23 protein-coding genes are annotated in these 24,843 nt (G+C 52.9%); 12 read left to right on the top strand and 11 right to left on the bottom strand.

Annotation, left to right across the window (positions count from 1 at the left end):
* Positions 1-136 precede the first annotated feature (136 nt).
* The 8 genes from INF32_RS03580 to INF32_RS03545 all read left to right on the top strand — a co-directional run bounded on the left by INF32_RS03580 (position 137) and on the right by INF32_RS03545 (position 9,831).
* Positions 137-217, top strand: coding sequence for a potassium-transporting ATPase subunit F (locus INF32_RS03580; protein ID WP_226388093.1), 81 nt, complete (start codon positions 137-139; stop codon positions 215-217).
* A gap of 27 nt (positions 218-244) precedes the next feature.
* Positions 245-1,936, top strand: a complete 1,692-nt coding sequence (kdpA, locus tag INF32_RS03575; RefSeq protein WP_226387042.1) for a potassium-transporting ATPase subunit KdpA — start codon at positions 245-247, stop codon at positions 1,934-1,936.
* A gap of 13 nt (positions 1,937-1,949) precedes the next feature.
* Positions 1,950-3,992 (top strand): potassium-transporting ATPase subunit KdpB, encoded by a 2,043-nt coding sequence (gene kdpB / locus INF32_RS03570; protein WP_226387041.1) that lies wholly within the window; start codon positions 1,950-1,952, stop codon positions 3,990-3,992.
* A gap of 12 nt (positions 3,993-4,004) precedes the next feature.
* Positions 4,005-4,574: a K(+)-transporting ATPase subunit C gene (locus INF32_RS03565; protein ID WP_226387040.1), complete on the top strand. Its 570-nt coding sequence runs from the start codon at positions 4,005-4,007 to the stop codon at positions 4,572-4,574.
* Between the two features lie 268 nt (positions 4,575-4,842).
* Entirely contained in the window at positions 4,843-5,586 is a 744-nt protein-coding gene (locus INF32_RS03560) for a hypothetical protein (RefSeq protein ID WP_226387039.1), read from the top strand.
* Positions 5,587-6,708 carry a sensor protein KdpD gene (locus INF32_RS03555; protein ID WP_226387038.1) on the top strand — a complete coding sequence of 374 codons (1,122 nt, stop codon included), beginning with the start codon at positions 5,587-5,589 and terminating at the stop codon, positions 6,706-6,708.
* A gap of 4 nt (positions 6,709-6,712) precedes the next feature.
* Positions 6,713-8,431 carry a sensor histidine kinase gene (locus tag INF32_RS03550; protein ID WP_226387037.1) on the top strand — a complete coding sequence of 573 codons (1,719 nt, stop codon included), beginning with the start codon at positions 6,713-6,715 and terminating at the stop codon, positions 8,429-8,431.
* Positions 8,432-8,598: 167 nt separating this feature from the next.
* The gene (locus INF32_RS03545) at positions 8,599-9,831 is read left to right on the top strand and encodes an MFS transporter (RefSeq protein WP_226387036.1); all 1,233 of its coding nucleotides are present in this window, start codon (positions 8,599-8,601) and stop codon (positions 9,829-9,831) included.
* A 54-nt stretch (positions 9,832-9,885) separates the two neighbouring features.
* On the opposite strand, the gene floA is transcribed toward INF32_RS03545, so the two are convergent.
* The 7 genes from floA to INF32_RS03510 form a co-directional block, all read right to left on the bottom strand.
* The gene (gene floA, locus INF32_RS03540) at positions 9,886-10,854 is read right to left on the bottom strand and encodes a flotillin-like protein FloA (protein ID WP_226387035.1); all 969 of its coding nucleotides are present in this window, start codon (positions 10,852-10,854) and stop codon (positions 9,886-9,888) included.
* 40 nt (positions 10,855-10,894) lie between these two features.
* The gene (locus INF32_RS03535; protein WP_226387034.1) at positions 10,895-11,380 is read right to left on the bottom strand and encodes an NfeD family protein; all 486 of its coding nucleotides are present in this window, start codon (positions 11,378-11,380) and stop codon (positions 10,895-10,897) included.
* A 55-nt stretch (positions 11,381-11,435) separates the two neighbouring features.
* The gene (locus INF32_RS03530) at positions 11,436-12,926 is read right to left on the bottom strand and encodes an SPOR domain-containing protein (RefSeq protein WP_226387033.1); all 1,491 of its coding nucleotides are present in this window, start codon (positions 12,924-12,926) and stop codon (positions 11,436-11,438) included.
* A gap of 113 nt (positions 12,927-13,039) precedes the next feature.
* A complete protein-coding gene (locus tag INF32_RS03525) occupies positions 13,040-14,485 on the bottom strand; it encodes a TrkH family potassium uptake protein (RefSeq protein WP_226387032.1) in 1,446 nt (481 codons plus the stop codon).
* Entirely contained in the window at positions 14,486-15,235 is a 750-nt protein-coding gene (locus INF32_RS03520; RefSeq protein WP_226387031.1) for a CHASE3 domain-containing protein, read from the bottom strand. It lies immediately after the preceding gene.
* Between the two features lie 41 nt (positions 15,236-15,276).
* On the bottom strand, positions 15,277-16,581 hold the full coding sequence (mtaB, locus tag INF32_RS03515; RefSeq protein ID WP_226387030.1) for a tRNA (N(6)-L-threonylcarbamoyladenosine(37)-C(2))-methylthiotransferase MtaB: 1,305 nt from the start codon (positions 16,579-16,581) through the stop codon (positions 15,277-15,279).
* Positions 16,582-16,677: 96 nt separating this feature from the next.
* Positions 16,678-17,367: a DUF4369 domain-containing protein gene (locus tag INF32_RS03510; RefSeq protein ID WP_226387029.1), complete on the bottom strand. Its 690-nt coding sequence runs from the start codon at positions 17,365-17,367 to the stop codon at positions 16,678-16,680.
* A gap of 61 nt (positions 17,368-17,428) precedes the next feature.
* Here INF32_RS03510 and INF32_RS03505 point away from each other — a divergent pair, with 61 nt between their 5' ends.
* The 4 genes from INF32_RS03505 to fmt are packed head-to-tail and all read left to right on the top strand — an operon-like array spanning position 17,429 to position 21,933.
* Entirely contained in the window at positions 17,429-18,253 is an 825-nt protein-coding gene (locus INF32_RS03505) for a metal ABC transporter permease (protein WP_226387028.1), read from the top strand.
* Position 18,254: 1 nt separating this feature from the next.
* Positions 18,255-19,706, top strand: coding sequence for an LptF/LptG family permease (locus INF32_RS03500; protein WP_226387027.1), 1,452 nt, complete (start codon positions 18,255-18,257; stop codon positions 19,704-19,706).
* 9 nt (positions 19,707-19,715) lie between these two features.
* A complete protein-coding gene (locus INF32_RS03495) occupies positions 19,716-20,939 on the top strand; it encodes a bifunctional 3,4-dihydroxy-2-butanone-4-phosphate synthase/GTP cyclohydrolase II (protein WP_226387026.1) in 1,224 nt (407 codons plus the stop codon).
* A 13-nt stretch (positions 20,940-20,952) separates the two neighbouring features.
* Positions 20,953-21,933 (top strand): methionyl-tRNA formyltransferase, encoded by a 981-nt coding sequence (fmt, locus tag INF32_RS03490; protein ID WP_226387025.1) that lies wholly within the window; start codon positions 20,953-20,955, stop codon positions 21,931-21,933.
* A gap of 144 nt (positions 21,934-22,077) precedes the next feature.
* On the opposite strand, the gene INF32_RS03485 is transcribed toward fmt, so the two are convergent.
* From INF32_RS03485 to INF32_RS03470, 4 genes are read right to left on the bottom strand one after another with little or no spacing between them, the layout of a single operon-like run.
* A complete protein-coding gene (locus tag INF32_RS03485; protein ID WP_226387024.1) occupies positions 22,078-22,629 on the bottom strand; it encodes a 2-oxoacid:acceptor oxidoreductase family protein in 552 nt (183 codons plus the stop codon).
* A gap of 4 nt (positions 22,630-22,633) precedes the next feature.
* Positions 22,634-23,398: a thiamine pyrophosphate-dependent enzyme gene (locus INF32_RS03480; RefSeq protein ID WP_226387023.1), complete on the bottom strand. Its 765-nt coding sequence runs from the start codon at positions 23,396-23,398 to the stop codon at positions 22,634-22,636.
* A gap of 2 nt (positions 23,399-23,400) precedes the next feature.
* Complete coding sequence (locus INF32_RS03475) at positions 23,401-24,489, bottom strand: 3-methyl-2-oxobutanoate dehydrogenase subunit VorB (protein ID WP_226387022.1); 1,089 nt, start codon at positions 24,487-24,489, stop codon at positions 23,401-23,403.
* Positions 24,490-24,498: 9 nt separating this feature from the next.
* Positions 24,499-24,729: a 4Fe-4S dicluster domain-containing protein gene (locus INF32_RS03470; RefSeq protein ID WP_226387021.1), complete on the bottom strand. Its 231-nt coding sequence runs from the start codon at positions 24,727-24,729 to the stop codon at positions 24,499-24,501.
* Positions 24,730-24,843: the final 114 nt, after the last annotated feature.

Below are 24,843 nucleotides of genomic sequence, written 5' to 3'. Positions count from 1 at the left end.
TTGTCTAACTCAAAAAAGAATGAACGGTTATGAATGAAATCGTCATGTTTCTGTTGCTGCTCGCCTTGGGCGGGTTATGCTACTGGTTCTATTACAAGTGTGTAGATTGGTTCGAAAAGATTTAATTTTCAACGTCATGTTCGTAGGACTATTGATTCTGAGCATTGTGATATTCATATATCTGATGTATGTACTCGTGAAACCCGAGAAATTCTGATTGTCGGACTTCCAAAAACGCAAATAAATGAATACTGAAATTTTAGGCGTCGTTCTGCAATGGGTAGCTTTGGTCGTGCTCTGCTATCCGTTGGGACGTTATATGGCCAAAGTGTACAAGGGAGAGCGCACGTGGCTCGACTTCATGGCTCCCGTAGAAAAGTGGATTTACAAAATATGCGGCATCCAGCCGGACAAAGAGATGGACTGGAAGCAATTCCTCAAGGCATTGCTGATGGTCAATCTCTTCTGGTTCGTATGGGGTATGGTGCTGCTCGTCTGCCAGGGATGGCTTCCCCTCAATCCGGACGGAAATCCCGGACAGACTCCCGATCTGGCGTTCAACACCTGCATCTCGTTCATGGTGAACTGCAACCTGCAGCATTACAGCGGCGAGTCGGGACTGAGTTACTTCACCCAACTCTATGTCATCATGTTGTTCCAGTTCATCACTGCAGCCTGCGGTATGGCGGCGATGGCCGGCATCATGAAGGGACTGGCAGCCAAAACGACCAAAACCATCGGTAACTTCTGGGTTTACCTCGTTAAAAGCACGACCCGCATTCTGATGCCTTTGTCTCTGTTGGTAGGTATCCTGCTGATCATCAACGGCACACCGATGTCGTTCGACGGCAAGCAGACGATCACCACCCTCGAAGGCAACGAGCAGGTGATCAGTCAGGGACCGACAGCCGCCATCGTACCTATCAAACAGCTCGGCACCAACGGCGGCGGTTATTTCGGCACCAACTCTTCGCATCCGCTCGAAAACCCCAACGCCTTTACCAACATGCTGGAATGCTGGTCGATCCTGATCATCCCGATGGCCATGGCATGGTGTTTCGGATTCTATATCCGGCGTAAAAAACTGGCCGGATGTATCTTCGGCGTGATGCTCTTCGCCTTTACGGTCGGCGTGCTGATCTCCGTTCCCCAGGAGATGGGCGGCAACCCGCGGATCGACGAAATGGGTATCGCCCAGAATATGGGCTCGATGGAGGGCAAGGAGACCCGCATCGGTTCGGCGGCATCGGCCATGTGGGGCATGGTTACCACGGTAACGTCGAACGGTTCGGTCAACTCCATGCACGACAGCCAAACACCTCTGAGCGGTATGATGCAGATGCTGAACATGCAGATCAACTGTTGGTTCGGCGGCGTCGGTGTGGGATGGATGAACTATTTCGCCTTCCTGATCATCGCCGTATTCATCAGCGGACTGATGGTGGGCCGTACGCCCGAGTTCCTCGGGAAAAAAGTGGAGGCCCGCGAAATGAAGATCGCCACACTGGTCGTGCTGATGCATCCGTTCCTGATTCTGGTCGGCACAGGTATTTCAGCCGCCATCGCCGCCATCAATCCGGAAATCGGCTGGCTCAATAATCCGTCGTTCCACGGACTGAGCGAGATGCTGTACGAATATACGTCGTCTGCGGCCAATAACGGTTCCGGGTTCGAAGGACTGGCCGACAATACTCCTTTCTGGAACATATCCACGGGTATCGCTCTGATCATGGGTCGTTATTTCCCGATCGTGGGACAGGTCGCCATCGCAGGATTGCTTGCGTCGAAGAAATACGTTCCTGAAAGCGCCGGTACGTTGAAAACCGACACGGCCACATTCTCCCTGATGACCTTCGCCGTGATCGTGATCGTCGCAGCCCTTTCGTTCTTCCCCGCACAGGCTCTGGGCCCGATCGCTGATTACTTAAGTTTCTAATTTCGGACTGAAGATGAAAAAGCAAAAAAATATTGCACTGTTCGATAAACAGTTGGTAAACGTGAGCCTCGTGGAGTCGTTCCGCAAGCTCGATCCCCGCATGATGATCAAGAACCCGATCATGTTCACGGTGGAAATCGTAACTTTCGTCATGCTGCTGATGCTGTTCTACATCGCCGCTACGGGAGATCAATCGCAGGGTTCGTTCCTCTACAATCTGGTCATTTTCTTCGTGCTGCTGCTGACGATCCTGTTCGCCAACTTCGCCGAAGCAATCGCCGAGGCCCGGGGCAAGGCCCAGGCAGACTCTCTGCGCAAAACCCGCGAAGAGACACCGGCCAAACTGATTTTGTCCAACGGTTCCGCCAAGACCATAAGCAGCTCGGAACTGAAAAAAGGCGACGTCTTCGAATGTGTCGCAGGAGATACGATTCCGGCCGACGGCGAGATCATCGAAGGTCTCGCGTCGATCGACGAAAGCGCCATCACGGGAGAGTCCGCGCCGGTCATCCGCGAAGCAGGCGGCGACAAGAGTTCCGTGACCGGTGGCACACGGGTGCTTTCCGACCGTATTCTGGTCAAAGTGACCGCCAAACCGGGAGAAAGTTTCCTCGACAAAATGATCGCACTGGTCGAAGGCTCTTCCCGCCAGAAAACCCCGAACGAAATTGCCCTGACGATTCTGCTGGCAGGTTTCACGCTCGTATTCGTCATCGTCTGCGCCACGCTGAAGCCCTTTGCGGATTACGTAGGCGCCAATATCACGGTAGCCGCCTTCATTTCTCTGTTCGTCTGCCTGATCCCGACCACGATCGGCGGCCTGCTCTCGGCGATCGGTATCGCCGGAATGGACCGTGCCCTGCGAGCCAATGTGATTACCAAATCGGGTAAGGCCGTGGAAACGGCGGGTGACCTCGATACGCTGCTGCTCGACAAAACGGGAACCATCACGATCGGCAACCGCAAAGCGACGAAGTTCTATCCCGTGAAGGGCGTCGATGCGAAAGCGTTCACCCGTCTCTGCGTGCTGTCATCGGTCGCAGACCAGACACCCGAAGGCAAATCCATCGTAGAACTGGGTGCTGCCGAAGGTATCAAAATCGACCCGATGGAGATGGTCGGCGTCCGCATGGTGAAGTTTACCGCCGAAACCCGTTGCTCCGGAGTGGATATGCCCGACGGCGTACGCATCCGCAAGGGAGCGACCGAAGCGATCCGCCGCATCGCCACCGAGGCCGGACACGCCTTCCCCGAAGAGGTGGAGAAAATCGTACACGAAATCTCCGCAAACGGCGGCACCCCGCTGGTGGTATGCTCCGATGAAGAAGTGAAAGGCGTGATCGAACTTCAGGACATCATCAAAACCGGTATCCGCGAACGTTTCGAACGCCTGCGCAAAATGGGCGTGAAAACCGTCATGGTAACGGGAGACAATCCGCTTACTGCCAAATATATCGCTGAAAAGGCCGGTGTGGACGACTATATCGCCGAAGCCAAACCGGAAGACAAGATGGAATACATCAAGCGCGAACAGCAGGCCGGCAAACTGGTAGCCATGATGGGCGACGGTACGAACGACGCGCCGGCACTGGCTCAGGCCGACGTCGGCGTAGCCATGAACAGCGGCACGCAGGCCGCCAAAGAGGCGGGTAACATGGTCGATCTGGACAACGACCCGACCAAACTGATCGAGATCGTGGAGATCGGCAAACAGCTCCTGATGACCCGGGGTACGCTGACAACGTTCTCCATAGCCAACGACGTGGCCAAATATTTCGCCATTGTCCCGGCACTGTTCATCACTTCGATCCCATCGTTGCAGGCATTGAACATCATGCACCTGCACTCGCCCGAAAGCGCTATCCTGTCGGCCGTGATCTTCAACGCGATCATCATTCCGCTGCTGATTCCGCTGGCTCTGCGCGGCGTGACCTACAAGCCTATCGGGGCATCGGCCCTGCTGCGCCGGAACCTGTTCATCTACGGTCTGGGCGGTATCGTGGCACCGTTCATCGGTATCAAACTGATCGACATGTTAATTAGTGTGTTCTTTTAATCGCAAGCAGTCATGAAAAACTTATGGATATCTGTTAAAATCACGTTGGCCATGTGTGTGGTACTGACGGTAGGATATGTCCTGATACTGCGCCTGACGGCAGCAGCCGTTTCCCCCAACGACGGGGAGGCTGCCCTGGTAGAGGTGAACGGCCAGGTGGTCGGTGCGGCCAACGTGGGCCAGACCTTTACGGACAGTATCTATTTCTGGGGACGTCCCTCGGCTGTCGATTACAATGGCGGCGGTTCGGGAGGAAGCAACAAAGGCACGAACAATCCGGAATATCTGGCCGAAGTGGAAGAGCGTATCGAAGCATTTCTCGCCGCCCATCCCTATCTGGAACGCAGCGAGGTCCCGGCAGAAATGGTAACGGCCAGCGGTTCGGGTCTCGATCCCGACATTTCTCCGTGCGGCGCAGAAGTACAGATACGCCGTGTAGCCGAAGCCCGTGGCATGTCGGAAGAGGCGGTTCGGAAGATCGTGGAAGAAACGATCCAGAAACCGTGGCTCGGTCTGTTCGGCACCTATAAAGTCAATGTACTGAAACTCAATGTAGCCCTCGACGCGGCACAACAGGAATAACCATGGTAAAGCTGGATAAACCGACTAAACGCTGGATGATTCTGTTGGCTGTCTGCCTGATCGTCCTGTTGGTTGCAGACCTGATCCATCCGTAAAATTCCGATGAGATTCGTCGGCACGGGACCACCGAATCCCGTGCCGGCAGAATTCTCCGGCTACGGAATCAGCCGGGTTATCCGGAATATCATAAAACACCACTCGTCCGGACGACATTCCTGTCCGTCTTTGAAAAACATTTTACAAACTCAACTTAAAGAAAATCATCATTATGAAACGTTTTACTATTTTCTCATTGGCCTTAGCCGCCGTTTTATCCACCGGACACCTTTCCGCTCAGAACAAGGGAGTGGCTTTCAGCGGAGGGTCCGACCTCGTCAGCGCATACGTATGGCGGGGCGTCACCCAAGCCGGAATCAGCCTCCAGCCCACACTGACCATGACAGCGGGGAATTTTTCGGCTACGGCCTGGGGATCGGTGGATTTCGCATCGACCTCCTATAAAGAGATGGACCTGACCTTAGCTTACACGCTCGGCCCCGTAACTCTGTCGTTGGCCGACCTCTACTGGGAAGGCAGTTCGGCCGACCGCGGCCTCACGAACCGCAACTATTTCACATTCGACAGGAATTCTCCCCATCGGGTGGAAATAGGTGCCAGCTGGATCATGTCGGAAAAGGTTCCCTTCACCTTGTCGTGGTACACCGTACTGTTCGGCGCAGCCGATGTAAATATCAAGGGAGAGCGGGCTTACGCCTCGTACCTCGAGGTGGCCTATCCTTTCAAGGTGAAAAGCGTAGACATGAAGGCAGGAATCGGCATGGTTCCCTGGAACGCATACGGCACCTACGGCATCGACCGGGATTTCTACGTACAGAATATCTTCCTCAATGCCGGCAAAACATGGGACATCAAAGGAGCTGAATCCATGAAAATCGGATTTTTCACCAATCTGATATGGAATCCGGCCACAGAAGATGTTAACTTTGTGGGAGGCCTCTCATTCAGAATGTAAATGGACAGACAGGACAGCGTTCAGCGGTTTCTCGAACTGATCCGGCGCTCGCACCGCGGCAAGTTCAAAATCTACATCGGCATGAGTGCCGGTGTAGGGAAAACTTACCGGATGCTACAGGAAGCCAGACAGTTGCTCGATGCCGGAGTGGACATCCGCATCGGGTACATAGAAACACATCAACGTGCAGAAACGGAAGCCCTCGTAGAAGGGCTTCCGTTCGTACCCCGGCGCAGGCTCTTTTATAAGGGCAAGGAGCTCGAGGAGATGGATACGCAGGCGATACTGAATCTACATCCGGAAATCGTCATCGTGGACGAACTGGCCCACACCAACATCGAAGGCAGCAGCAATCCCAAGCGGTGGCAGGATGTCATGCAACTTCTCGAGGCAGGTATCAGCGTCATCACCGCAGTAAATATCCAGCACATCGAAGGGCTGAACGAAGCCGTCCAGGAGATCACGGGAATCGAAGTCCACGAGAGAGTACCGGACAGCGTGCTGGCCATGGCCGACGAAGTAGTGAACATCGACCTGACCGCCGAAGAGCTGATCACGCGGCTCAAAGCGGGAAAAATATACAAACCCGACAAAATCGCTGCAGCACTCGGTAATTTTTTCACGCAGGACAATTTGCTGCAACTGCGGGAACTGGCCCTGAAGGAAGTGGCCATGCGCGTGGAAAAGAAGGTGGAAAACGAAGTTACCGAAAACGACAAATACAGGCATGACAAATTGCTGGCCGTGATCGACAGCAGTGAGAAACGCGCCCGCCGTGTCATACGCAAGACCGCCCGGATGGCCACCTACCACAATGCCGGTTTTCTGGTGCTCTATGTCCAAAGCGACAAAGAGGATGTCGACCGGATACCGCTCTCCAACCAACGCTACCTGATCAACAACCTGAATCTCGCCACGGAACTCGGCGGCGAAATTCGACAGATACACTCCAACCGGCCGATCGAAACCATCGTGAATCTGTGCCGGGAACAAAAAATCAACATCGTTTGCATCGGCCGCCCAGAATTTTCGCTATTTTCGTTGCTGAAATACGCTATCGACCTGAGACGGCTCCTCAAACAGCTATCGCGTATGAATACGGACCTTTTTATCTTATCCTGACACCATGAGAATACAAAGGAGAATCACCCTGGGCATCGGCCTGCTGTTCGCCATGATCCTGCTTCTGGGCATTCAGTCGGTAAGTTATGTACGACAACTGTCCCGGGCGACGGGAACCATTCTCGCAGACAACTACAATTCGCTGCAATACGCCGGAGACATGCTCCGTTCGCTCAACGACATCGGACAGGATTCCGTATCGCGGCACGCCCTACGGCAAAATCTGGCGCTCCAGCAACAGAATATCACCGAAATCAGCGAAAAGGAGATCACCTCTTCGCTGCAACAGCACATCGCCCTGCTGAGCGATCCGGTAACAGAATCCGAGCTGCAGGAGGTACGCGAAGACCTGCTGCGCATCATGGAGCTGAACATGGCTGCTATCCGGGCCAAAAGCGCCGGGGTAGAGGAGAGGGCTGACTATGTCATGTGGTGGTTGATCGCAGCGGCCGCCATGTGCGCCCTCATCGCCGGAGGCGTACTGATCTGGTTCCCGAAACTGGTGCTGCGTCCGATCGACGAACTGAAAAAAGGAATTCGGGAAATCGCCAACCACAACTACCGGAAACGACTGGAATTCACAGGAAACCGCGATTTCGAGGCGGTCGCCGAATCATTCAACGACATGGCCGCTAAACTCGACGAATACCGCCGCAGTTCTCTCGACGACCTGATGACCGCAAAGAAACGCATCGAAGCGATTGTCAACACCCTGCACGAACCGATCGTTGGTCTGGGTGCCGACCGGAAAATCCTCTTCATGAACCGGGAGGCACTCTCGATTCTGAACCTGAAAGAAGATGTCATCGGACGCAGCGCCACAGAAGTTGCCCTTTCGAACGATCTGCTGCGCAGGCTGATCCGCGGACTGTACGAGGAAAAGAAGAACGAAAACGACAAGGAACCCCTGAAAATCTATGCTGACGATAAGGAGAGTTATTTCCAGGTGGAAAACACTCCGCTCTATATCATTCCGGTGGGAAGCACCGGCCAGCAATTTATCGGCAACCTGATCGTACTGAACAACATCACCAAGTTCAAGGAGCTCGATTCGGCGAAAACCAACTTCATATCGACCGTATCGCACGAGATGAAAACCCCGATTTCCTCGATTCTGATGAGCCTCCAACTGTTGAACGACTCCAGGCTGGGCGAGCTCAACGACGAACAGAAACAGCTCGTAAGCAGTATCCGGGACAGCAGCGACCGGTTGCTGTCCATCACGGGAGAACTGCTCAACATGACCCAGATCGAAACCGGAAAGCTTAAACTCATGCCCAAAATCACCAAACCCATCGAACTGATAGACTACGCTGTAAAAGCGACTCAGGTGTTGGCCGAACGGTTCTGCTGTTTCGTGGAAGTGGATTACCCGGAAAAAATTTCGAAACTTTTCGTAGACAACGAAAAGATCGCCTGGGTCATCACCAACCTGTTGTCGAATGCCATCCACCATTCACCCGAACGCTCCCGGATCATCATAGGAGCCGTCCAGCACGAAAAGGTAGTAGAAATCTACGTACAGGATTTCGGACGGGGCATAGACCCGCGTTACCATAAAAGTATTTTCGACCGTTATTTCCGAGTTCCGGGGACCAAAGTCCAGGGAAGCGGTCTGGGACTGGCCATTTCCAAAGAGTTCGTGGAAGCCCACGGGGGAACGATCTCGGTAGAGAGCGAAATCGGAAAAGGAAGCCGGTTTTCGGTTATGCTTCCCGTATAGATAGAAAAACGGGAAACAACAAGGCACCTCAAAGGGTGGGAACAACGGCCGATTATTCCGCAAAGATTCGGAGATATATCTTTTGCCCGAGAATACAGCCGATAGCGAAGAGGGGAGTTCGGCATCACAATTGCGAACGGTAAGGCGGTAGACAATCTCTCGGACCCATGAAAATAGAAACAGGAAACGGGTCGATCTCCCTGATCACCCTGATCGCAATTTGGTCGGTCTCGGCAGTCGTATCCCTGCCGGGACTTGCCGTATCCCCGATATTGGGAAAACTTTCCGTCATCTTTCCGAAAGCGGGCGACCTGGAAATTCAGATGCTCACCTCGCTGCCGTCGCTGCTCATCATCCCCTTCGTCCTGCTTTCGGGAAAACTGTCCATCGGACGGGATAAAATCCGACTGCTCATTCTCGGGCTCTCCCTGTTTTTCGGAAGCGGCATCCTCTACTTTTTCGCCACCAGCATGACGGCTCTGATCGCCATCAGTTGTATTCTGGGAATCGGTGCCGGAATCATGATACCTCTCTCTACTGGACTGATCGTAGACTATTTCAGAGGTGCCTATCGGGTAAAGCAACTGGGCCTCAGCTCCGCCATCAACAACATCACGCTGGTACTGGCCACCGCACTCGCCGGATACCTCGCCAATTTCAACTGGCATGCACCGTTCATCGTCTACACATTCCCCGGTATCTCCCTGGCTCTCGCATTCTTTCTGAAAAAGGAGAAACCTGTACAGAAACCACATACGTTTCCCTCCGAAAAAGCTACGGTAAAAGAGAAACAAACGGGTATCGACCGGCGCAAGCTGATTCAACTGATGGGACTTTATTTCTTCGTCACCTATGCCGTGTTGGCCGTCGCATTCTACCTGCCTTTCCTCGCACAAAAACACCACATGGGCAGTTCCCTGTCTGGCACCATGATATCTCTGTTTTTTCTGGCGATCATGGCCCCGGGATTCTTTCTGAACAAAATCATCATGCGTTTCAAAGGCAAAGTGAATTTCATCTCGATGATCTGCATCGTGACGGGCCTGTCACTGATCGGGTTCTTTCCCGACAAATTTTTCATGATCACGGGCTGCTTGTTGTCGGGATTCGGCTACGGTGTCATGCAACCGTTCATTTACGATAAAACGGCCGCCATCTCCACCCGGAAAATGTCGACACTGGCGCTGTCTTTCGTCATGTCGGTCAACTATCTGGCCATCATGGTATGTCCGTTCATCATTGATACGCTTCAGCATCTTTTCGGCACCCAAAGCAATCGTTTTCCGTTTCTGGTCAACGCGATTCTCATGCTGGCACTGACGATATGGACCTATTTCAAACAGAACTCTTTCACACTCGGCGTCACACCTGCCTATTACAAAGGCATCGCCGAAGCGTAAACGAACGGGGGACGGAAAAATTTCCGTCCCCCGCTATCCGAATCCGCCCGGCAACTATTTTTTGTCGGAACGCACGATACTTTCCCGCATGGAGGTATCGGCCTGGATATTTTTCAGTTTGTAATAGTCCATAATTCCCAGATTTCCGCTGCGGAACGCCTCGGCGATCGCCATGGGAATCTCCGCCTCGGCCAAAATCACCTTCGCCCTTGCATCCTGGGCCTTTGCCTTCATCTCCTGTTCATGGGCGACAGCCATCGCCCGTTTCTCCTCAGCTTTGGCCTGTGCGATGTTCTTGTCCGCATCGGCCTGGTCCATCTGAAGCTGTGCCCCGATATTTTTCCCCACATCTATATCCGCAATGTCGATGGAAAGGATTTCGAATGCGGTCCCTGCATCCAAACCTTTCTCCAGCACGACACGGGAAATGGAATCCGGATTTTCGAGCACCACCTTGTGCGTGACGGCAGAACCGATCGAAGAGACGATTCCTTCACCCACCCGGGCCAACACGGTCTCTTCCCCCGCACCGCCGACCAACTGTTTGATATTCGCCCGGACGGTCACACGCGCTTTGGCAATCAGCTGAATGCCGTCTTTCGCCACCGCAGCCACGGGAGGCGTATTGATAACCTTCGGATTCACGGACATCTGTACGGCTTCGAATACGTCGCGGCCGGCCAGGTCGATCGCCGTAGCCATCTTGAAATCGAGCATAATGCTCGCCTTCTGGGCCGAAACCAATGCATGCACGACATTCGGCACGTTCCCCCCCGCCAGATAATGGGCCTCTAGTTCATTGGCATTGAGCGTAAGCCCGGCCTTGGTCCCCTCGATCATGGCGGATACAATGGTCGAAGGGGGAACTTTCCTCCAACGCATCAGTATCAACTGCAACAGACTGATCCTCACTCCGGAAACGAGTGCTGAGAACCATAGTCCGATCGGTATGAAATAAAAAACAAACCACAATACGACGATCGACAGGAATACGATCAGCGCCAGAAAACCCATATTCTCCATAATTTATATTTAATTAAAATTCAAACGATCTCTTCCCGGTTCATTCGACGACTGGCTGAACAATTACGCTGAAATTCTCGAATCCAGTCACTTCCACCACCGCCCCGGCATCAACGTATCGGTCAATACTTTTCGCTTCGAAAGTCTGTCCATTCACGGAAATTTTTCCTATCGGAGCCAGCCGGGTCAACGTTTTTCCCCGGTCACCCACCTGTACATTCCTCTGTTGGGGCGTACATTGCGCAGCTCCGTCCACCCGATCCTGCAAAGAGAAACGCTGCCAGGTCCGCGAACGTAACGACAGGACGAGTGTCACTACGGAAAGAACCAGTATCACGACGAACGCAATCACGCCTCCCCGAACGCCATAGCGGGAAAATGCGATCCATATCGCCCCGATATCGGCCAATAGCGCACAGACACCCGCCACGGAAAATCCAGGCAATAACACCAACTCAGCCACCAGAAGCAGCAATGCCACAGCAATCAGACCTGCAATAACCCACATAGTATCTTCGACTGACACAAAAAGCGGCAGAATAAAATTCTGCCGCCACTAAGATATGAATTATTTTCACAATTTAAAGAGTCATCTCCACTATTTTCACTGAAAGAGAGACATCCTGCTGCCGAATGGCCGAAACGATCTTCTCCGCAGCTTCGCGCGTGGCGAAAGAACCGACGATAAACATATACCGGGCTGTCTCTCCCTCCGCAGCCGGAGCCGCTACCCGGACCAGTTCCTTCCCTTCAGCCATGGCGGAGATCACGGCCCGGACATTGTCGCCGAGAGCATCTCCTCCGTTGCGGATCTCGATCCGGTACACCGTCTCGGATTTCGACTCTCCGCCTTTCGCACTCTCGACCGACTCTTCACTGATATTCCGATAAACGCCATCCTCCCAGACAACGACCTCCGGACGACGGAACCCCGTCCGTTTCAACATGGCCTGCGCCTCTTCGGCTTCAGACAAAGTAGGGTAGCCTCCCGCGAAATAACGGTACCGGCCATCCTCTCCTTTCAAGTAACCCAACGGGAACACACCCCGGAAAATCGAAGGAAGCTGCGGTTTCAGATAAGTCCCCAACAGCAACCGGTAGATTGTCCCTCTCGGGTAGACGGTACAGAGAGGAATCGGATTGCGGGTATTGTACTTGGCCGGTGTCGCAACCTCTATATCCGCATAATCCAGAAACAACCTCTCCTGAATGACTATTTTCGGAAAGTCGAAATCCAGCGAATCGAGTACCCGTACCGCTCCGGACAATGAATCGCTGACCGGCTTCAGATTCAGCAGTTCGGCCAGCTGTTGCTCGTACTCCAAAACGAAACGCTTTCTCCAGGGATAGAACCCCACGGCGTCCTCCATGAAAAAGTCCCGGTTTTCCGCCTCTTTCTGCCGAAGAGCCTGCAACTTGTCCTCGTACAAGCCCAACAAGTCGCTTCGATTCATCCGATCCAGCAGATAAGTATATGCATAAGTTTTATTATCAAATATGTACGACCATATATAAGACACCGAATCAGCCACTTTACCATTGAGATTGGAAAGAGTTTTGTACTTCCGGTAAATACTATCGGCTGGTTCGGCACGAACCGCTGCCGTATAATCCCGTTCCAACTGTCGGATCGTATAATAGTTGTTTCTGAATATCTGCAGGTAATTCAACACGGATTGTTCCTTCGACTGGGCGCCGAGCAACGCGGCATAATCCCCCGGAGCAAGATGATCGCGGAAATAGGCATTGAAGACCAGATTGGGAACAACCGCCGGATGGTTCCGGACGACGGCACTATCCCGGCGCGACGTATCCTGTACGACATTGCGCTCAGACGTATTTTTCCCGAGATTGCTGATCACCCATTCCTGTTCGATAGCATTGATTTTTCCGATCAACACACCCCGCCGATTCCGCACGTCGAACAACTCCTGCTCCAGACGAAGGATTTCGGCCCCGTATTTTTCCCGATTTTCTGGATTCGCCCGAAAATTCCTGCGCGTATCCGCCACCACTTTGACAATGGAATCTTCCTGAATCTGCAATCCCTTTTCCCGGACCAGCAGATCCATATATTCCTTATTATTCTCAAGCCCCGCAACCCGGGCCTTGACCTGCTGTGCGGACAAGGTCACAGGCCCCCAAAAAGTCGACAGCAATACGATATATTTGAATATCAATTTCATCACTTCCACCACTTAATCAAAAACAACTGAATGAATCCGAAAATCTCAAGACGACCCAACAACATAATCAAAGCCGCATTGAGTTTGACCGCATCGGGAAGAGCCGAATAATTGTTCATCGAACCAACCTGCCCGAATCCCGGACCGATATTCCCCATCGAAGCGAACGCGACACTGAAACTGGTCATCAGATCGACTCCGAACAGAGTATTGACCACGGTTCCCACCATCAGAATCATCAAATACGCCACAATGAAGATCATCGCATAATGAATCAATTCTTCGTCCTGCAACACGTTGTTCAATTTGATCCGCAGGATCGCATTAGGATGTTGCTGCTGCCGGATACGGGCCCGCATCACCTTTCCGGCCAACAATATCCGGTCGGCTTTGATCCCTCCCGCCGTCGAACCGGCACAACCGCACTGCAGACTGAAAAAGATCAGGACAGCAATCGCAAAAGGGGTCCACAACGTAGAATCGGCCGTAGCGAACCCCGTCGTGGAGGTGACAGCCATAAGCTGGAAAGAACCGTAACGCAGTGCAGACAGAAACGAAGGATACATGTCCGCCGCCCAGAGGCTCGCAGCGATGAGTACGGCAGCGACCAGTAACGAAACGATATAGAATCGGCTCACCTCAGTACGAAAAATATTGTTTGTTTTACCGGTCAGCGTAGCAAAAATGACTCCGAAATGAATACTGGACAACAGCATGAAAACGACAATGATAATTTCGATCCAGTAGTTGTCATAATAGGCAATACTCAGATTGCGGGTACTGAACCCTCCCGTAGCAATCGTCGAAAACGCATGGTTCACGGCATCGAACCATGTCATTCCCGCAACTTTCAGCAAAATCGTTTCGGCCACGACCAACCCTACATACACTGTCAGAAGGACCTGAACTATCTTCTGAGAACGATACCGGTAATTATCTTTAGCCAAGGGAGATAATTCCACACTGGAAAGAGTCATTTTCGTTCGTCCCAGAGCAGGGAGGATCACCAGTGCGAACATGACGACACCCACACCGCCCAGCAAATGCGTGGATGAACGCCAGAACAGCATACCACGCGGCAACGCCTCCACATCCACCAGGATCGTAGACCCTGTCGTCGTATACCCGGAAACACTTTCGAACCAGGAATTGACGAAATCGAACTCTCCGCCCCAAAGCAGATAGGGAAACGTACCCACCATGCAGGAGACGATCCAAGCCCCTACCACGATGGCATATCCCTCCTTGTTGTTGATCTGCTCGCCTCCTTCCACAAAAATCAGCGGGAACGCCCCGAGCACGGCTGTCAGAATGAATGAAAGCAATAACGGATAAAATCCCGTATCGAAATTGTTGAGCAGGGAAATGCCGGCGGATATCAGCATGAAAACCGCATCCAGCAGCAGCACAAGGCCCATGTACCTCAATACGACATTGAACCGCATCTATTCCGCTTTCTTGTTTTTCACCACGAGTATGAGACTTTCGATCAGCTCCTTCAATTTGAACACCTCGTCTTTTCCCTCCATTTTCACATTGAAAGGTATCTTCAGCGAAAGATAATCTTCAAGTCCCTTCGTAATTTTGAGAACGGGACGTATGTAATAGAGGTCGATCAGAAAGAAGAACATCAATACGATCAAAATGGCCACCCCCAGCGTAATGATACCGGGAGAAGTCGCCCGGTAGGCATTCCCTTCCAACTGGGAGGCCCGCGTACCCAGCGAACTCTGGGAGGAAATCATATAATTCTTGATCGCAGTTGTCAGTTCATAATAAGATGTTTTATATATATTTACGAACCAATCCATATCATCTTTCCGATAGGTTCCCAACTGAGCGGACACCACCTCGTTGTAACGCATCCGGGCATTATAGACCGAATCGAGCTCCGACAGATCTTTCACGGTCACCGTCGCCTGAGCCAACGCATGATCGAACTTCTGCTTGCCCGACAGATACAACGAATCGAACTCGTTCCGTCCCAGCACCACCATCTGCAACAGGGCCGTATTCTGATCCTGTACGGCATCCAACATCTGACGGGACAACTCGATATTACGCGTACTGGAATCCAACAGTATCTGCGTGGTCTTACTCAAACGAAGCAACTCGACCAGTGAGACCATACCCGCGAAAAAAAGCAGGGCGGCCAGACTCAGGAAGCCGATCATTATTTTCTTACGTATTCCCATTTCCAGACGATTGATTCACAAAAATAGATATTTCCCCCGGATTAATCAAGCACGCTTCCCCGAATGTTTCCCGCATCGTCCAGAGTGTCGAGCGACACCCGGCAAAGCGTATTCACCAGCGTTTTCCGGTAAGGAACAAGCACTTTCAGGTAATTCTCCGTAAAGCCGGACATCATTCCGCCCCGACAGGTGCTTTCGAAAAGTACCGTAGTCTCTCCGCCGATATAGCGCAGGGAAAAATCCCGGTGCAGGCGGCAGCAAAGTCCTGCCAGCCGTTCCGTCCGTCCGGCCACAACCTGCGGAGGGACTTTTCCTTCGAATCCGGCCGCCGGCGTTCCCGGACGGACCGAATAAGGGAAAATGTGAAGATAGGCCGGAGCGACCTTCTCCAAAAAACGATAGGTCGTTTCGAAATCGGCATCGCTTTCACCGGGGAAACCCGCAATCACATCAATTCCTATGAAAGCATCGGGCATCGCCCTGCGCACCGCTTCGATCCGTTCGGCAAAACGGGCAGTCGTATACCTGCGCCTCATACGGGCCAACACGGAATCGCATCCGCTCTGAAGCGGAATATGGAAATGGGGCTGAAATTTTTCCGACCCGGCGGTAAAGCCGATCACTTCGTCCGTCAACAGATTTGGTTCGATCGAAGAGATACGGTAACGGCTGATTCCCTCCACGGCATCCAGTGCCCGCAGCAGGTCGATAAAACGTTCGCCGGTCGTGCGGCCGAAATCCCCCGTATTGATTCCGGTAATGACTATCTCCTGCTGCCCGGAAGCTGCGATCCGCCGGGCCTCGTCCACCGCCTGCGCAACCGGAATGTTCCGGCTGCCTCCCCGGGCGTAAGGAATCGTACAGTAGGCGCATTTATAATCGCATCCGTCCTGCACCTTGAGAAAGGCCCGGGTACGGTCACCCGAAGAAAAGGCCGCAAAAAAGTCGGTCAGCTGATCCGTATCGCAACTGTACACCGCCGCAGCCTCTTTCTTACCGGCCAATGCGGCCACTGTTTCATATAGTTCTCCCTTATAATTATTCCCGAACACGAGATCGACCCCTTCGACGGAGGCGACTTCCTCCGGTCTGAGCTGGGCATAGCACCCCGTTACGGCGATGATGGCTTCCGGCCGAATTCTGTGAAGTCTATGTACGAGACTACGGCATTTTTTATCGGCATGTGCCGTCACCGAACAACTGTTTATCACGAATATGTCGGCATCGGCATCCGAGCCGGTACGTACGAAACCACCCTCCTCGAACTGCCGGGCAAGGGTCGAAGTCTCCGAAAAATTGAGTTTACACCCCAAAGTATGGAAACGAACCTTTCTCTCGTGGGACATTCACTGAAACTTTAAATGCGACCGTGTCGCAGTGATACGATTGAACAATACGGTGCGAAAGTAACAAAAGCATGGCGGATTCGCAACATCCGCGGACTAACGGACTGCCGCATTCCGACGTCGGTGAAGACGGCGCAGGAAGGCATTGTCGGCCATGGTCGGATCGAGTTCTCCGATCAGCGAGTCGATCTGGGCACGGGAAGCGGAGTCGGGCAGGGTAGCCACCATCAGAAAAGCGGAAACGATGCTGCCTCGGTGCGCCCGGACGAAATCGCGCCGCAAACCGGCCATGATACGCTTTATGCTGTCCTCTTTGACAAGCAGCCCGCGATAGGCGACCGAATCCATCTCTTCGGTCCGGTAAACCTCCAGCTGACGACCAATGGCCCGAAGCATCACTTCGTAACGACGCACCGATTCCCGATAACCCCACAATGCGTCGTTAGGTGCCGTACCCGACACTTTCACGTCGTCGGGATAATTGAAATCACCGCCGATGCCCACCTCTTCTCCGTCCACGATCACCGGAATAAAATAGTCCGGAAAACCTTCGAACTGAACATAAAAAATATCGGGCAATACATCCGGCAACACGAAACTGAATCTGCCGCCGGCAGAACGGGTACTGTCTACCGTGCGCAGGGTTCCCTCCCATACACGCAGATACACCTTTCCGTCGGGAAGGTTAACGATGTCCCCCCGGATATATTCCGGCTCTTCGCGGCAGGAGAGAAAAACCGTTGCCGCGACGACAAAAAGGAATGCTATTTGATAGTACTTTTTCATAAAATCCGGGGCACCAAAGTTATAAAAAAAACTTAAATTTGCAGCCTTAACCGTTGTCCGCATGGATTTCATTCACGAAATAATTCAGTACAAATTTCTTACCAACGCTCTTTTCGCCAGCCTGCTGTCAGGAATAGCCTGCGGCATAATCGGAACCTACGTGGTCTGCCGACGACTGGTTTTTCTGAGCGGAGGGATCACTCATTCTTCGTTCGGCGGTATCGGCATCGCATATTATATGGGGTGGAATCCCATTCTGGGCGCACTGGTGTTCGCCGTTCTGTCCGCCCTGGGAATCGAAACGGCCTCGGACCGGGGCCGGATGCGGGAAGATTCGGCCATCGGCATCGTCTGGTCGGTAGGCATGGCCATCGGTATCATTTTCATCTACCTGACACCAGGATATGCACCCAATCTGATGAGTTTCCTGTTCGGCAATATTCTGACCGTCACCGACGGAGACATTCTGGCATTGGCGGGGCTCGACGTGGTAATCCTGCTTCTTTTCCTGCTGGCCCTGCGCCCCGTCATGTACGTGGCGTTCGACCGGGAATTCGCACGCAGCCAAGGCATTCCGACACGGACTATCTCCTATTTTATGGCAGTATTGGTCGCCCTGACAATCGTCCTGTCGATCCGGACGGTCGGTATCGTTCTGTTGATTTCCCTGCTTACCATCCCTCCGGTCATCGTCAATACGCTCAGCAAATCCTACCGAAAAATTACGTGGTGGGCGGCAGTCGTAGCGACGCTCGGCAATCTCACGGGGCTCTATTTCAGCTACGAGTTCAACATTCCTGCGGGGGCCGCCACAATATTTGCACTCACCCTTACGCTTATTGTGGTAAAACTATTACCTTTGTGCTGCAAAAGTCTGAAGCCTTAGCATGAAAACCGTCCACAAATTCATCCTGAAGTCCTATTTGGGCCCGATGGTCCTCACGTTCTTCATCGTGATGTTCGTGCTGATCATGCAGTTCATGTGGCGGTATATCGACGAACTGGTCGGCAAGGGGCTCGACACCAGTGTCATTTTCGAATTGATGATGTATGCGGCGGCCACGCTGATCCCGATGGGATTGCCGCTGGCCACGCTTCTGGCCGCTATCATGACCATGGGCAATCTGGGGGAGAACTATGAGTTGCTGGCGCTCAAATCGGCCGGCATGTCGCTGCCCCGCATCATGAAGCCCCTGACGATCGTTATCGGCATTATCGCCGTAGCGAGTTTTTTCGTCGCCAACAACCTCGTGCCGTACTCGACAAAAAAAATCTATGCACTGATCTACGACATACGCCAGCAGAAACAGTCGATCGAATTCAAGGACGGTATCTTTTTCAACGGGATCGACAACATGAGCATCCGGGTCGACAAGCAGCATCCCGAGACCAAGCTGCTGACCGACATTCTGATCTACGACACCCGCGACCTGAACGGAAACATGACTACCACGCTGGCCGACTCGGGCTATATCCGACTCTCGGACGACAAGAAATACCTGTTAGTCACTCTTTACAACGGACAGACGTACGAAGAGACCCGCAACTACCAGTGGTTCGACAAAAGCGCCCTGCGCCACCATTTTTTCACCGAACAGAACGGTGTGATCCCTTTGTCCGGATTCGATTTCGAACGGACAGACACCGAAATGTTCAACAACAGCCAAACCAAGAATATCGCTGAACTGACGCAAGGCATAGATTCCCTCGAAATCGTCACATCCAAATCCGCCAACAGTTCTTACGAACCCCTGTTGAAAAACTATATTTTCACGCACGACAAGGCGCTCGCCCAGGATACCGTTCCGGTCGACAATTCCCGTAAGCCGAAAGTCCGGCTGGAAGATTCCATCGCCAAGATGGACATTTACGAACGGAAAAGCCTGTGGGAGGATGCCCGGATCACGGCCAACAATTCCCGCAGTCTTTTTTCGATGGACGAACAAAGTGCCAAAGAGGCGCTGAATCAACTGTACCGTTACAAGGTGGAATGGCACCGCAAGATGTCGCTGCCGGTGTCCATTATGATTTTTTTCCTGATCGGCGCCCCGCTGGGGGCCATTATCCGGAAGGGCGGACTCGGGATGCCGATCGTGGTGTCGGTCCTCTTTTTCGTGATCTATTATATCATCAGCATCACGGGCGAGAAACTGGCCCGGGAAGGTTCGTGGGGCAGCTTCGCCGGAATGTGGATTTCGACATTCATCCTGCTTCCGATCTCGATCTTCCTCACCTACAAGGCTACCAACGACTCCAACCTCTTCAACGCCGAGTGGTACATCGTACACTACCGAAAACTGAAAGCATTTCTTTCGACACTGCATAAAAGAAAAAAATAACATACGACCATGACTGAAAAGAAACTGACAAATACCGTGGAAGAGGCCCTTGAGGAGATCCGGGCCGGTCGGGTACTGATCGTCGTCGACGACGAGGACAGGGAAAACGAAGGCGACTTCATCGTCGCCGGAGAAAAGATCACCCCGGAAATCGTCAACTTCATGCTTCATAACGGCCGGGGGGTGATGTGCGCTCCGCTCACCGAAGAGCGTTGCCGGGAACTGGAACTCGACATGATGGTGGGCAACAACACGTCGCTGTTGGGCACCCCCTTCACCGTATCGGTCGATCTTTTGGGAAACGGATGCACCACGGGAGTCTCCTCGAATGACCGGGCGGCTACGATCCGGGCGCTGGTCGATCCCGACACGAAACCTTCGGACCTGGGACGTCCCGGTCACATCTTTCCGCTCAGGGCCCGGAACCGGGGCGTTCTGCGCCGTCCGGGACATACCGAAGCCGTCGTCGATCTGACCCGTATGGCGGGTCTGAAAGTGGGGGGGGCGCTGATCGAGATCATGAATGAAGACGGTTCGATGGCCCGCATGCCGCAACTGCTGGAAATCGCCAAGAAATTCGGGCTGAAAATCGTCACCATCGCCGATATCATCGCATACAGGCTCAAAACCGAATCTATCGTGGAAAAAGGCGACCAGGTAGAAATGCCCACAGAATGGGGCATGTTCAAGGCGACCTCGTTCCGCCAGAAAAGCAACGGACTGGAACACATCGCTCTGACCAAAGGGGAGTGGAAACCCGACGAACCGGTACTGGTGCGGGTACACTCATCCTGCGTAACGGGAGATATTTTCGGATCGTACCGCTGCGACTGCGGCCGTCAGCTTCACGAAGCGATGGCCATGATTGAAAAAGAGGGGAAAGGCGCTATCGTCTACCTCAATCAGGAGGGCAGGGGAATCGGGCTTTTCAACAAATTGCAGGCATACAAACTGCAGGAACAGGGTTACAATACGGCCGAAGCCAATCTGAAACTGGGATTCCAGGTCGACGAGCGCGATTATGGAGTAGGGGCCAGCATTCTGCGCGAACTGGGCATCACCAAGATGAAGCTGATGACCAACAATCCGCTCAAGCGCGCAGGACTGGAAGGATACGGGCTCTCGATCGTGGAAAACGTGCCGATCGTCATTCCCCCCAACAAGTACAATGAAAAATATCTCGAGACCAAAGAGGTGGAAATGGGGCATACGCTCGGATTATTCAAACATTAAACCGACAGGAACCATGACGGATCGTCCGGCCACTCCCGGAAAGGGACTTCGCATCGTATATATGGGCACTCCCGATTTCGCCGTAGCACCCCTGCGCCGACTGGTCGAAGAGGGGTATCAGGTCGTTTCGGTCATCACCATGCCGGACAAACCGGCCGGCCGGGGACTGAAACTGCAGGAGAGTGCCGTGAAACGGTACGCCAAAGAGGCCGGAATTCCGGTTCTCCAGCCCGAAAAGCTAAAAAATCCCGAATTCGTGGCGCAGTTCCGGGCTCTCAACGCCGACCTCGCGATTGTAATCGCATTCCGCATGTTGCCTGAAATCATCTGGAGTTCCCCACGTTTAGGTACGTTCAATCTGCACGCCTCACTGCTTCCCCAATACCGGGGCGCTGCGCCGATCAATTGGGCGCTTATCAACGGAGAAAACCGTACGGGAGTAACGACCTTCATGCTCAACCACGAAATCGACAAGGGGGATATACTGGGACAGCACGAAGTGGCGATCTCTCCGGAAGACAACGCCGGGACACTCCACGACAAGCTGATGAACGCGGGTGTCGAACTGGTAACGGAGACTGTAGAAGCAATCGCCGCAGGAACCGCACGTCCGATCGTACAACCCGAAAGCGAAAAAGGATTGCTCAAAGAGGCTCCAAAAATTTTCAAAGACGACTGCCGGATCGACTGGAGTGAAACCGGAGAAAATATCCGCAATCTGGTTCGGGGTCTATCGCCCTATCCGGCCGCGTGGAGCGCATTGAGCGGGACTCAAGAATCTTCGAATGTAAAAATATACGAGGTCCGTTTCGAACGGGCCATTCATTCCCACCCGCCGGGCATGCTGTTCACCGACGGGAAAAAATATTTGAAAACAACTTGTGCCGACGGTTATATTCTGATCGGAGAACTACAGATGGCCGGAAAGAAACGGATGAAGACGGAAGAGTTCCTGCGGGGATTCAAGGGGATAGAGAACTGTCGCTTCGAATAGCCATTCGGAGACGTTCTGCAAAAATCATTTTCGTTCTCCTTTCCGGTATGTACCCTCGGGTGTATGCAATCCCCGTAACAAAAACGTCCCGACCATATTGTCGGGACGTTTTCACCTTAATCTGTAAACCAACACGAGCGTCTGTTATTCCGCCTCGTGTTCTTTAATCAATCCCATACCGATCCGGATCGCCTCCTGATTGGCGGGCAAACTCTTGTGCGCCCGCTCAGGCAACGATTTCTCCAATCCTTTGAATACGTTCTCCAGCGTAACCACGGGACGTACTTTCAGATATCCGCCCAAAATCATCGTATTGAACAGACGGGAATTTCCCATCCGTGCGGCCTCGGCCGTCGCGTCGATCGTATAGATGCGAATATCTTTACGTACAGGATGCCGGACGATGCCGTTGGTGTCATAAATCAGTACGCCCCCCGGCTTAACCCTCTCTTCGAACTTGTCCATACTCTGCTGGTTGAGAATGATTGCCGTATCGTAATCGTGAGCGATCGGGGAAGAGATCGGCCGGTCGCTGATCATAACCGTCACATTAGCGGTACCGCCCCGCATCTCCGGACCGTAAGAGGGCATCCAACTTACTTCGTAATTCTGCATCACACCCGAATAGGCCAGAATTTTCCCCATCGAGAGCACTCCCTGCCCTCCGAATCCTGCTATAATCAACTCTTCTTTCATAAGGCTAAATGTCTTTTAAATCTCCCAGAGGATAAAATGGGAACATATGCTCCTCCATCCATTGATTGGCAGCAACGGGGGTCAGTTTCCATCCGCTGTTGCACGTGGCAACGAATTCGATGAACGACACTCCTTTCCCTTCCATCGACTTTTCGAACGCATGGCGAAGCGCCTTTTTCGCCTTGCGGACAGCCGCAGGAGTATGAACGCTCTGACGGGTCACATAGCTGACTCCTTCGAGCTGCGTGATCATATTGGCGATCTTGTAGGGATAACCGTTCAATGCGGCGTCGCGGCCATAGGGAGTGGTCGCCGTTTTCATGCCCAACAGGGTAGTGGGAGCCATCTGGCCGCCCGTCATACCGTATATGGCATTGTTTACGAAAATGATCGTGATGTTGTCGCCCCGGTTGCAGGCATGAATCGTCTCGCCCGTACCGATAGCAGCCAAGTCACCGTCACCCTGATAGGTGAAGACCAATTTCGAAGGGTTCAGCCTTTTTATAGCCGTAGCCACTGCAGCAGCACGACCGTGGGCCGCCTCGGCCCAGTCTATGTCGATATAGTTGTAAGCGAACACCGAGCAACCTACCGGAGATACACCTATGCTCCGTTCCTCAAGCCCCATCTCTTCGATCACCTCCGCCACCAACTTGTGAATCGTCCCGTGGCTGCATCCCGGGCAATAATGCATCACATTGTCGGTCAGCAAACGAGGCTTGGCATACACCCGGTTTTCATCTTTCATTTCAACCTGAAACTCAGCCATAGTTATTTCAATTTACTGATTATCTTCTCTTTCAATGCATCGTACACCTCGGAAGGGGAGTGCACCATCCCGCCGTAACGGCCGTAGTGCTCCACCAACACGTTGCTGCCTACGCTCAGACGAACATCCTCGACCATCTGTCCCGCACTAAGTTCCACGGCGAGAAATCCCTTTACGTGTTCAGCCATCACGCGGAGCGTTTCCGTCGGGAAGGGGTACAACGTAATCGGACGCAGAAGCCCGACCTTATATCCATCTTCCCGGGCCATCTCGATCACTTTCGCACAAATACGCGAAGAACAGCCGTATGCCACGATCACGTAATCAGCGTCGTCGCACATCCGGGCCTCGTAACGCACTTCATTGGCTTTGACCGCCGCATATTTGGCCTGGAGCCGGTGATTCCGTTCTTCCTGCACATGCGGTTCCAACTCCAGCGAAGTGATGATATTGCGATGGCGCCCCCTCTTTCCGGTCAACGCCCAATCACCGTAATGTTCGGCGATATATTCGTCCGTCATACGGGGACGCTGGCGGCCGAGCACCACCTTCTCCATCATCTGCCCAATCAGACCGTCGGTCAGGATCATGACGGGATTTCGGTATTTGAAAGCCAGGTCGAAACCGTCGAATACGAAATCATACATCTCCTGCACCGAATTAGGAGCCAATACGATCAGATGGAAATCACCGTGTCCCGCAGCCTTCGTAGCCTGAAAATAGTCGCTCTGCGAAGGCTGGATCGTCCCCAGTCCGGGCCCTCCGCGGGAAACGTTCACCACAACACAGGGCAATTCGGCCCCCGCCAGATAACTCAAACCCTCAGCCATCAAACTGATCCCCGGGCTGGACGAAGAGGTCATCACCCGTTTGCCGCAGGAAGCCCCCCCGTACACCATATTGATCGAGGCCGTTTCACTCTCCGCCTGCAACACGACCATGCCGGTCGTCTCCCACGGACGCATTTCCATAAGCGTTTCGATGATTTCCGTCTGCGGAGTGATAGGATAGCCGAAATAACCGTCGCAACCCGAACGGACGGCCGCCTCGGCGACCACCTCGTTCCCTTTCATTAATTTTACCTCTTCCATACAACCTACTTAATTTGATGCCTTCTGCCGATATACGGTAATACAGCTGTCGGGACAGATCACGGCACAACTTGCACAGCCCGTACAGGCATCCGGATTAGCCATAAAGGAATAGTTGTACCCCTTGGAGTTCACTTCGGCAGACAGCTTCAGCACTCCGAACGGGCACGAAACGACACAGACATCGCAACCCTTGCAACGCTCCCGGTCGACAATTATACTTCCCTTGATTTTAGCCATAATATATTACGATTTGTAAAGGATTCCTATTCTTTCCTTTACAAATATAATATTATATCGTGATATTTATTATTTAAAAGCAAGATTTTTTTACAATGCCTAAAAAATCTTTCG

It is taken from the genome of Gallalistipes aquisgranensis, assembly GCF_014982715.1.
Lineage (GTDB): Bacteria > Bacteroidota > Bacteroidia > Bacteroidales > Rikenellaceae > Gallalistipes > Gallalistipes aquisgranensis.
This window is presented reverse-complemented; position numbering and strand designations above follow the sequence as displayed.

Bases quoted from the DNA above. Each gene is read 5' to 3' on its own strand.
- INF32_RS03500 (WP_226387027.1), top strand. From the start codon at position 18,255: ATGAAAACCGTCCACAAATTCATCCTGAAGTCCTATTTGGGCCCGATG.
- INF32_RS03525 (WP_226387032.1), bottom strand. From the start codon at position 14,485: ATGCGGTTCAATGTCGTATTGAGGTACATGGGCCTTGTGCTGCTGCTG.
- INF32_RS03480 (WP_226387023.1), bottom strand. From the start codon at position 23,398: ATGGCTGAGTTTCAGGTTGAAATGAAAGATGAAAACCGGGTGTATGCC.
- INF32_RS03510 (WP_226387029.1), bottom strand. From the start codon at position 17,367: ATGAAAAAGTACTATCAAATAGCATTCCTTTTTGTCGTCGCGGCAACG.
- INF32_RS03485 (WP_226387024.1), bottom strand. From the start codon at position 22,629: ATGAAAGAAGAGTTGATTATAGCAGGATTCGGAGGGCAGGGAGTGCTC.
- kdpA (WP_226387042.1), top strand. From the start codon at position 245: ATGAATACTGAAATTTTAGGCGTCGTTCTGCAATGGGTAGCTTTGGTC.
- INF32_RS03470 (WP_226387021.1), bottom strand. From the start codon at position 24,729: ATGGCTAAAATCAAGGGAAGTATAATTGTCGACCGGGAGCGTTGCAAG.
- INF32_RS03545 (WP_226387036.1), top strand. From the start codon at position 8,599: ATGAAAATAGAAACAGGAAACGGGTCGATCTCCCTGATCACCCTGATC.
- INF32_RS03505 (WP_226387028.1), top strand. From the start codon at position 17,429: ATGGATTTCATTCACGAAATAATTCAGTACAAATTTCTTACCAACGCT.
- INF32_RS03475 (WP_226387022.1), bottom strand. From the start codon at position 24,489: ATGGAAGAGGTAAAATTAATGAAAGGGAACGAGGTGGTCGCCGAGGCG.
- floA (WP_226387035.1), bottom strand. From the start codon at position 10,854: ATGGAGAATATGGGTTTTCTGGCGCTGATCGTATTCCTGTCGATCGTC.
- mtaB (WP_226387030.1), bottom strand. From the start codon at position 16,581: ATGTCCCACGAGAGAAAGGTTCGTTTCCATACTTTGGGGTGTAAACTC.
- INF32_RS03530 (WP_226387033.1), bottom strand. From the start codon at position 12,926: ATGGATCTGCTGGTCCGGGAAAAGGGATTGCAGATTCAGGAAGATTCC.
- INF32_RS03555 (WP_226387038.1), top strand. From the start codon at position 5,587: ATGGACAGACAGGACAGCGTTCAGCGGTTTCTCGAACTGATCCGGCGC.
- fmt (WP_226387025.1), top strand. From the start codon at position 20,953: ATGACGGATCGTCCGGCCACTCCCGGAAAGGGACTTCGCATCGTATAT.
- kdpB (WP_226387041.1), top strand. From the start codon at position 1,950: ATGAAAAAGCAAAAAAATATTGCACTGTTCGATAAACAGTTGGTAAAC.
- INF32_RS03560 (WP_226387039.1), top strand. From the start codon at position 4,843: ATGAAACGTTTTACTATTTTCTCATTGGCCTTAGCCGCCGTTTTATCC.
- INF32_RS03580 (WP_226388093.1), top strand. From the start codon at position 137: ATGTTCGTAGGACTATTGATTCTGAGCATTGTGATATTCATATATCTG.
- INF32_RS03550 (WP_226387037.1), top strand. From the start codon at position 6,713: ATGAGAATACAAAGGAGAATCACCCTGGGCATCGGCCTGCTGTTCGCC.
- INF32_RS03520 (WP_226387031.1), bottom strand. From the start codon at position 15,235: ATGGGAATACGTAAGAAAATAATGATCGGCTTCCTGAGTCTGGCCGCC.
- INF32_RS03495 (WP_226387026.1), top strand. From the start codon at position 19,716: ATGACTGAAAAGAAACTGACAAATACCGTGGAAGAGGCCCTTGAGGAG.
- INF32_RS03565 (WP_226387040.1), top strand. From the start codon at position 4,005: ATGAAAAACTTATGGATATCTGTTAAAATCACGTTGGCCATGTGTGTG.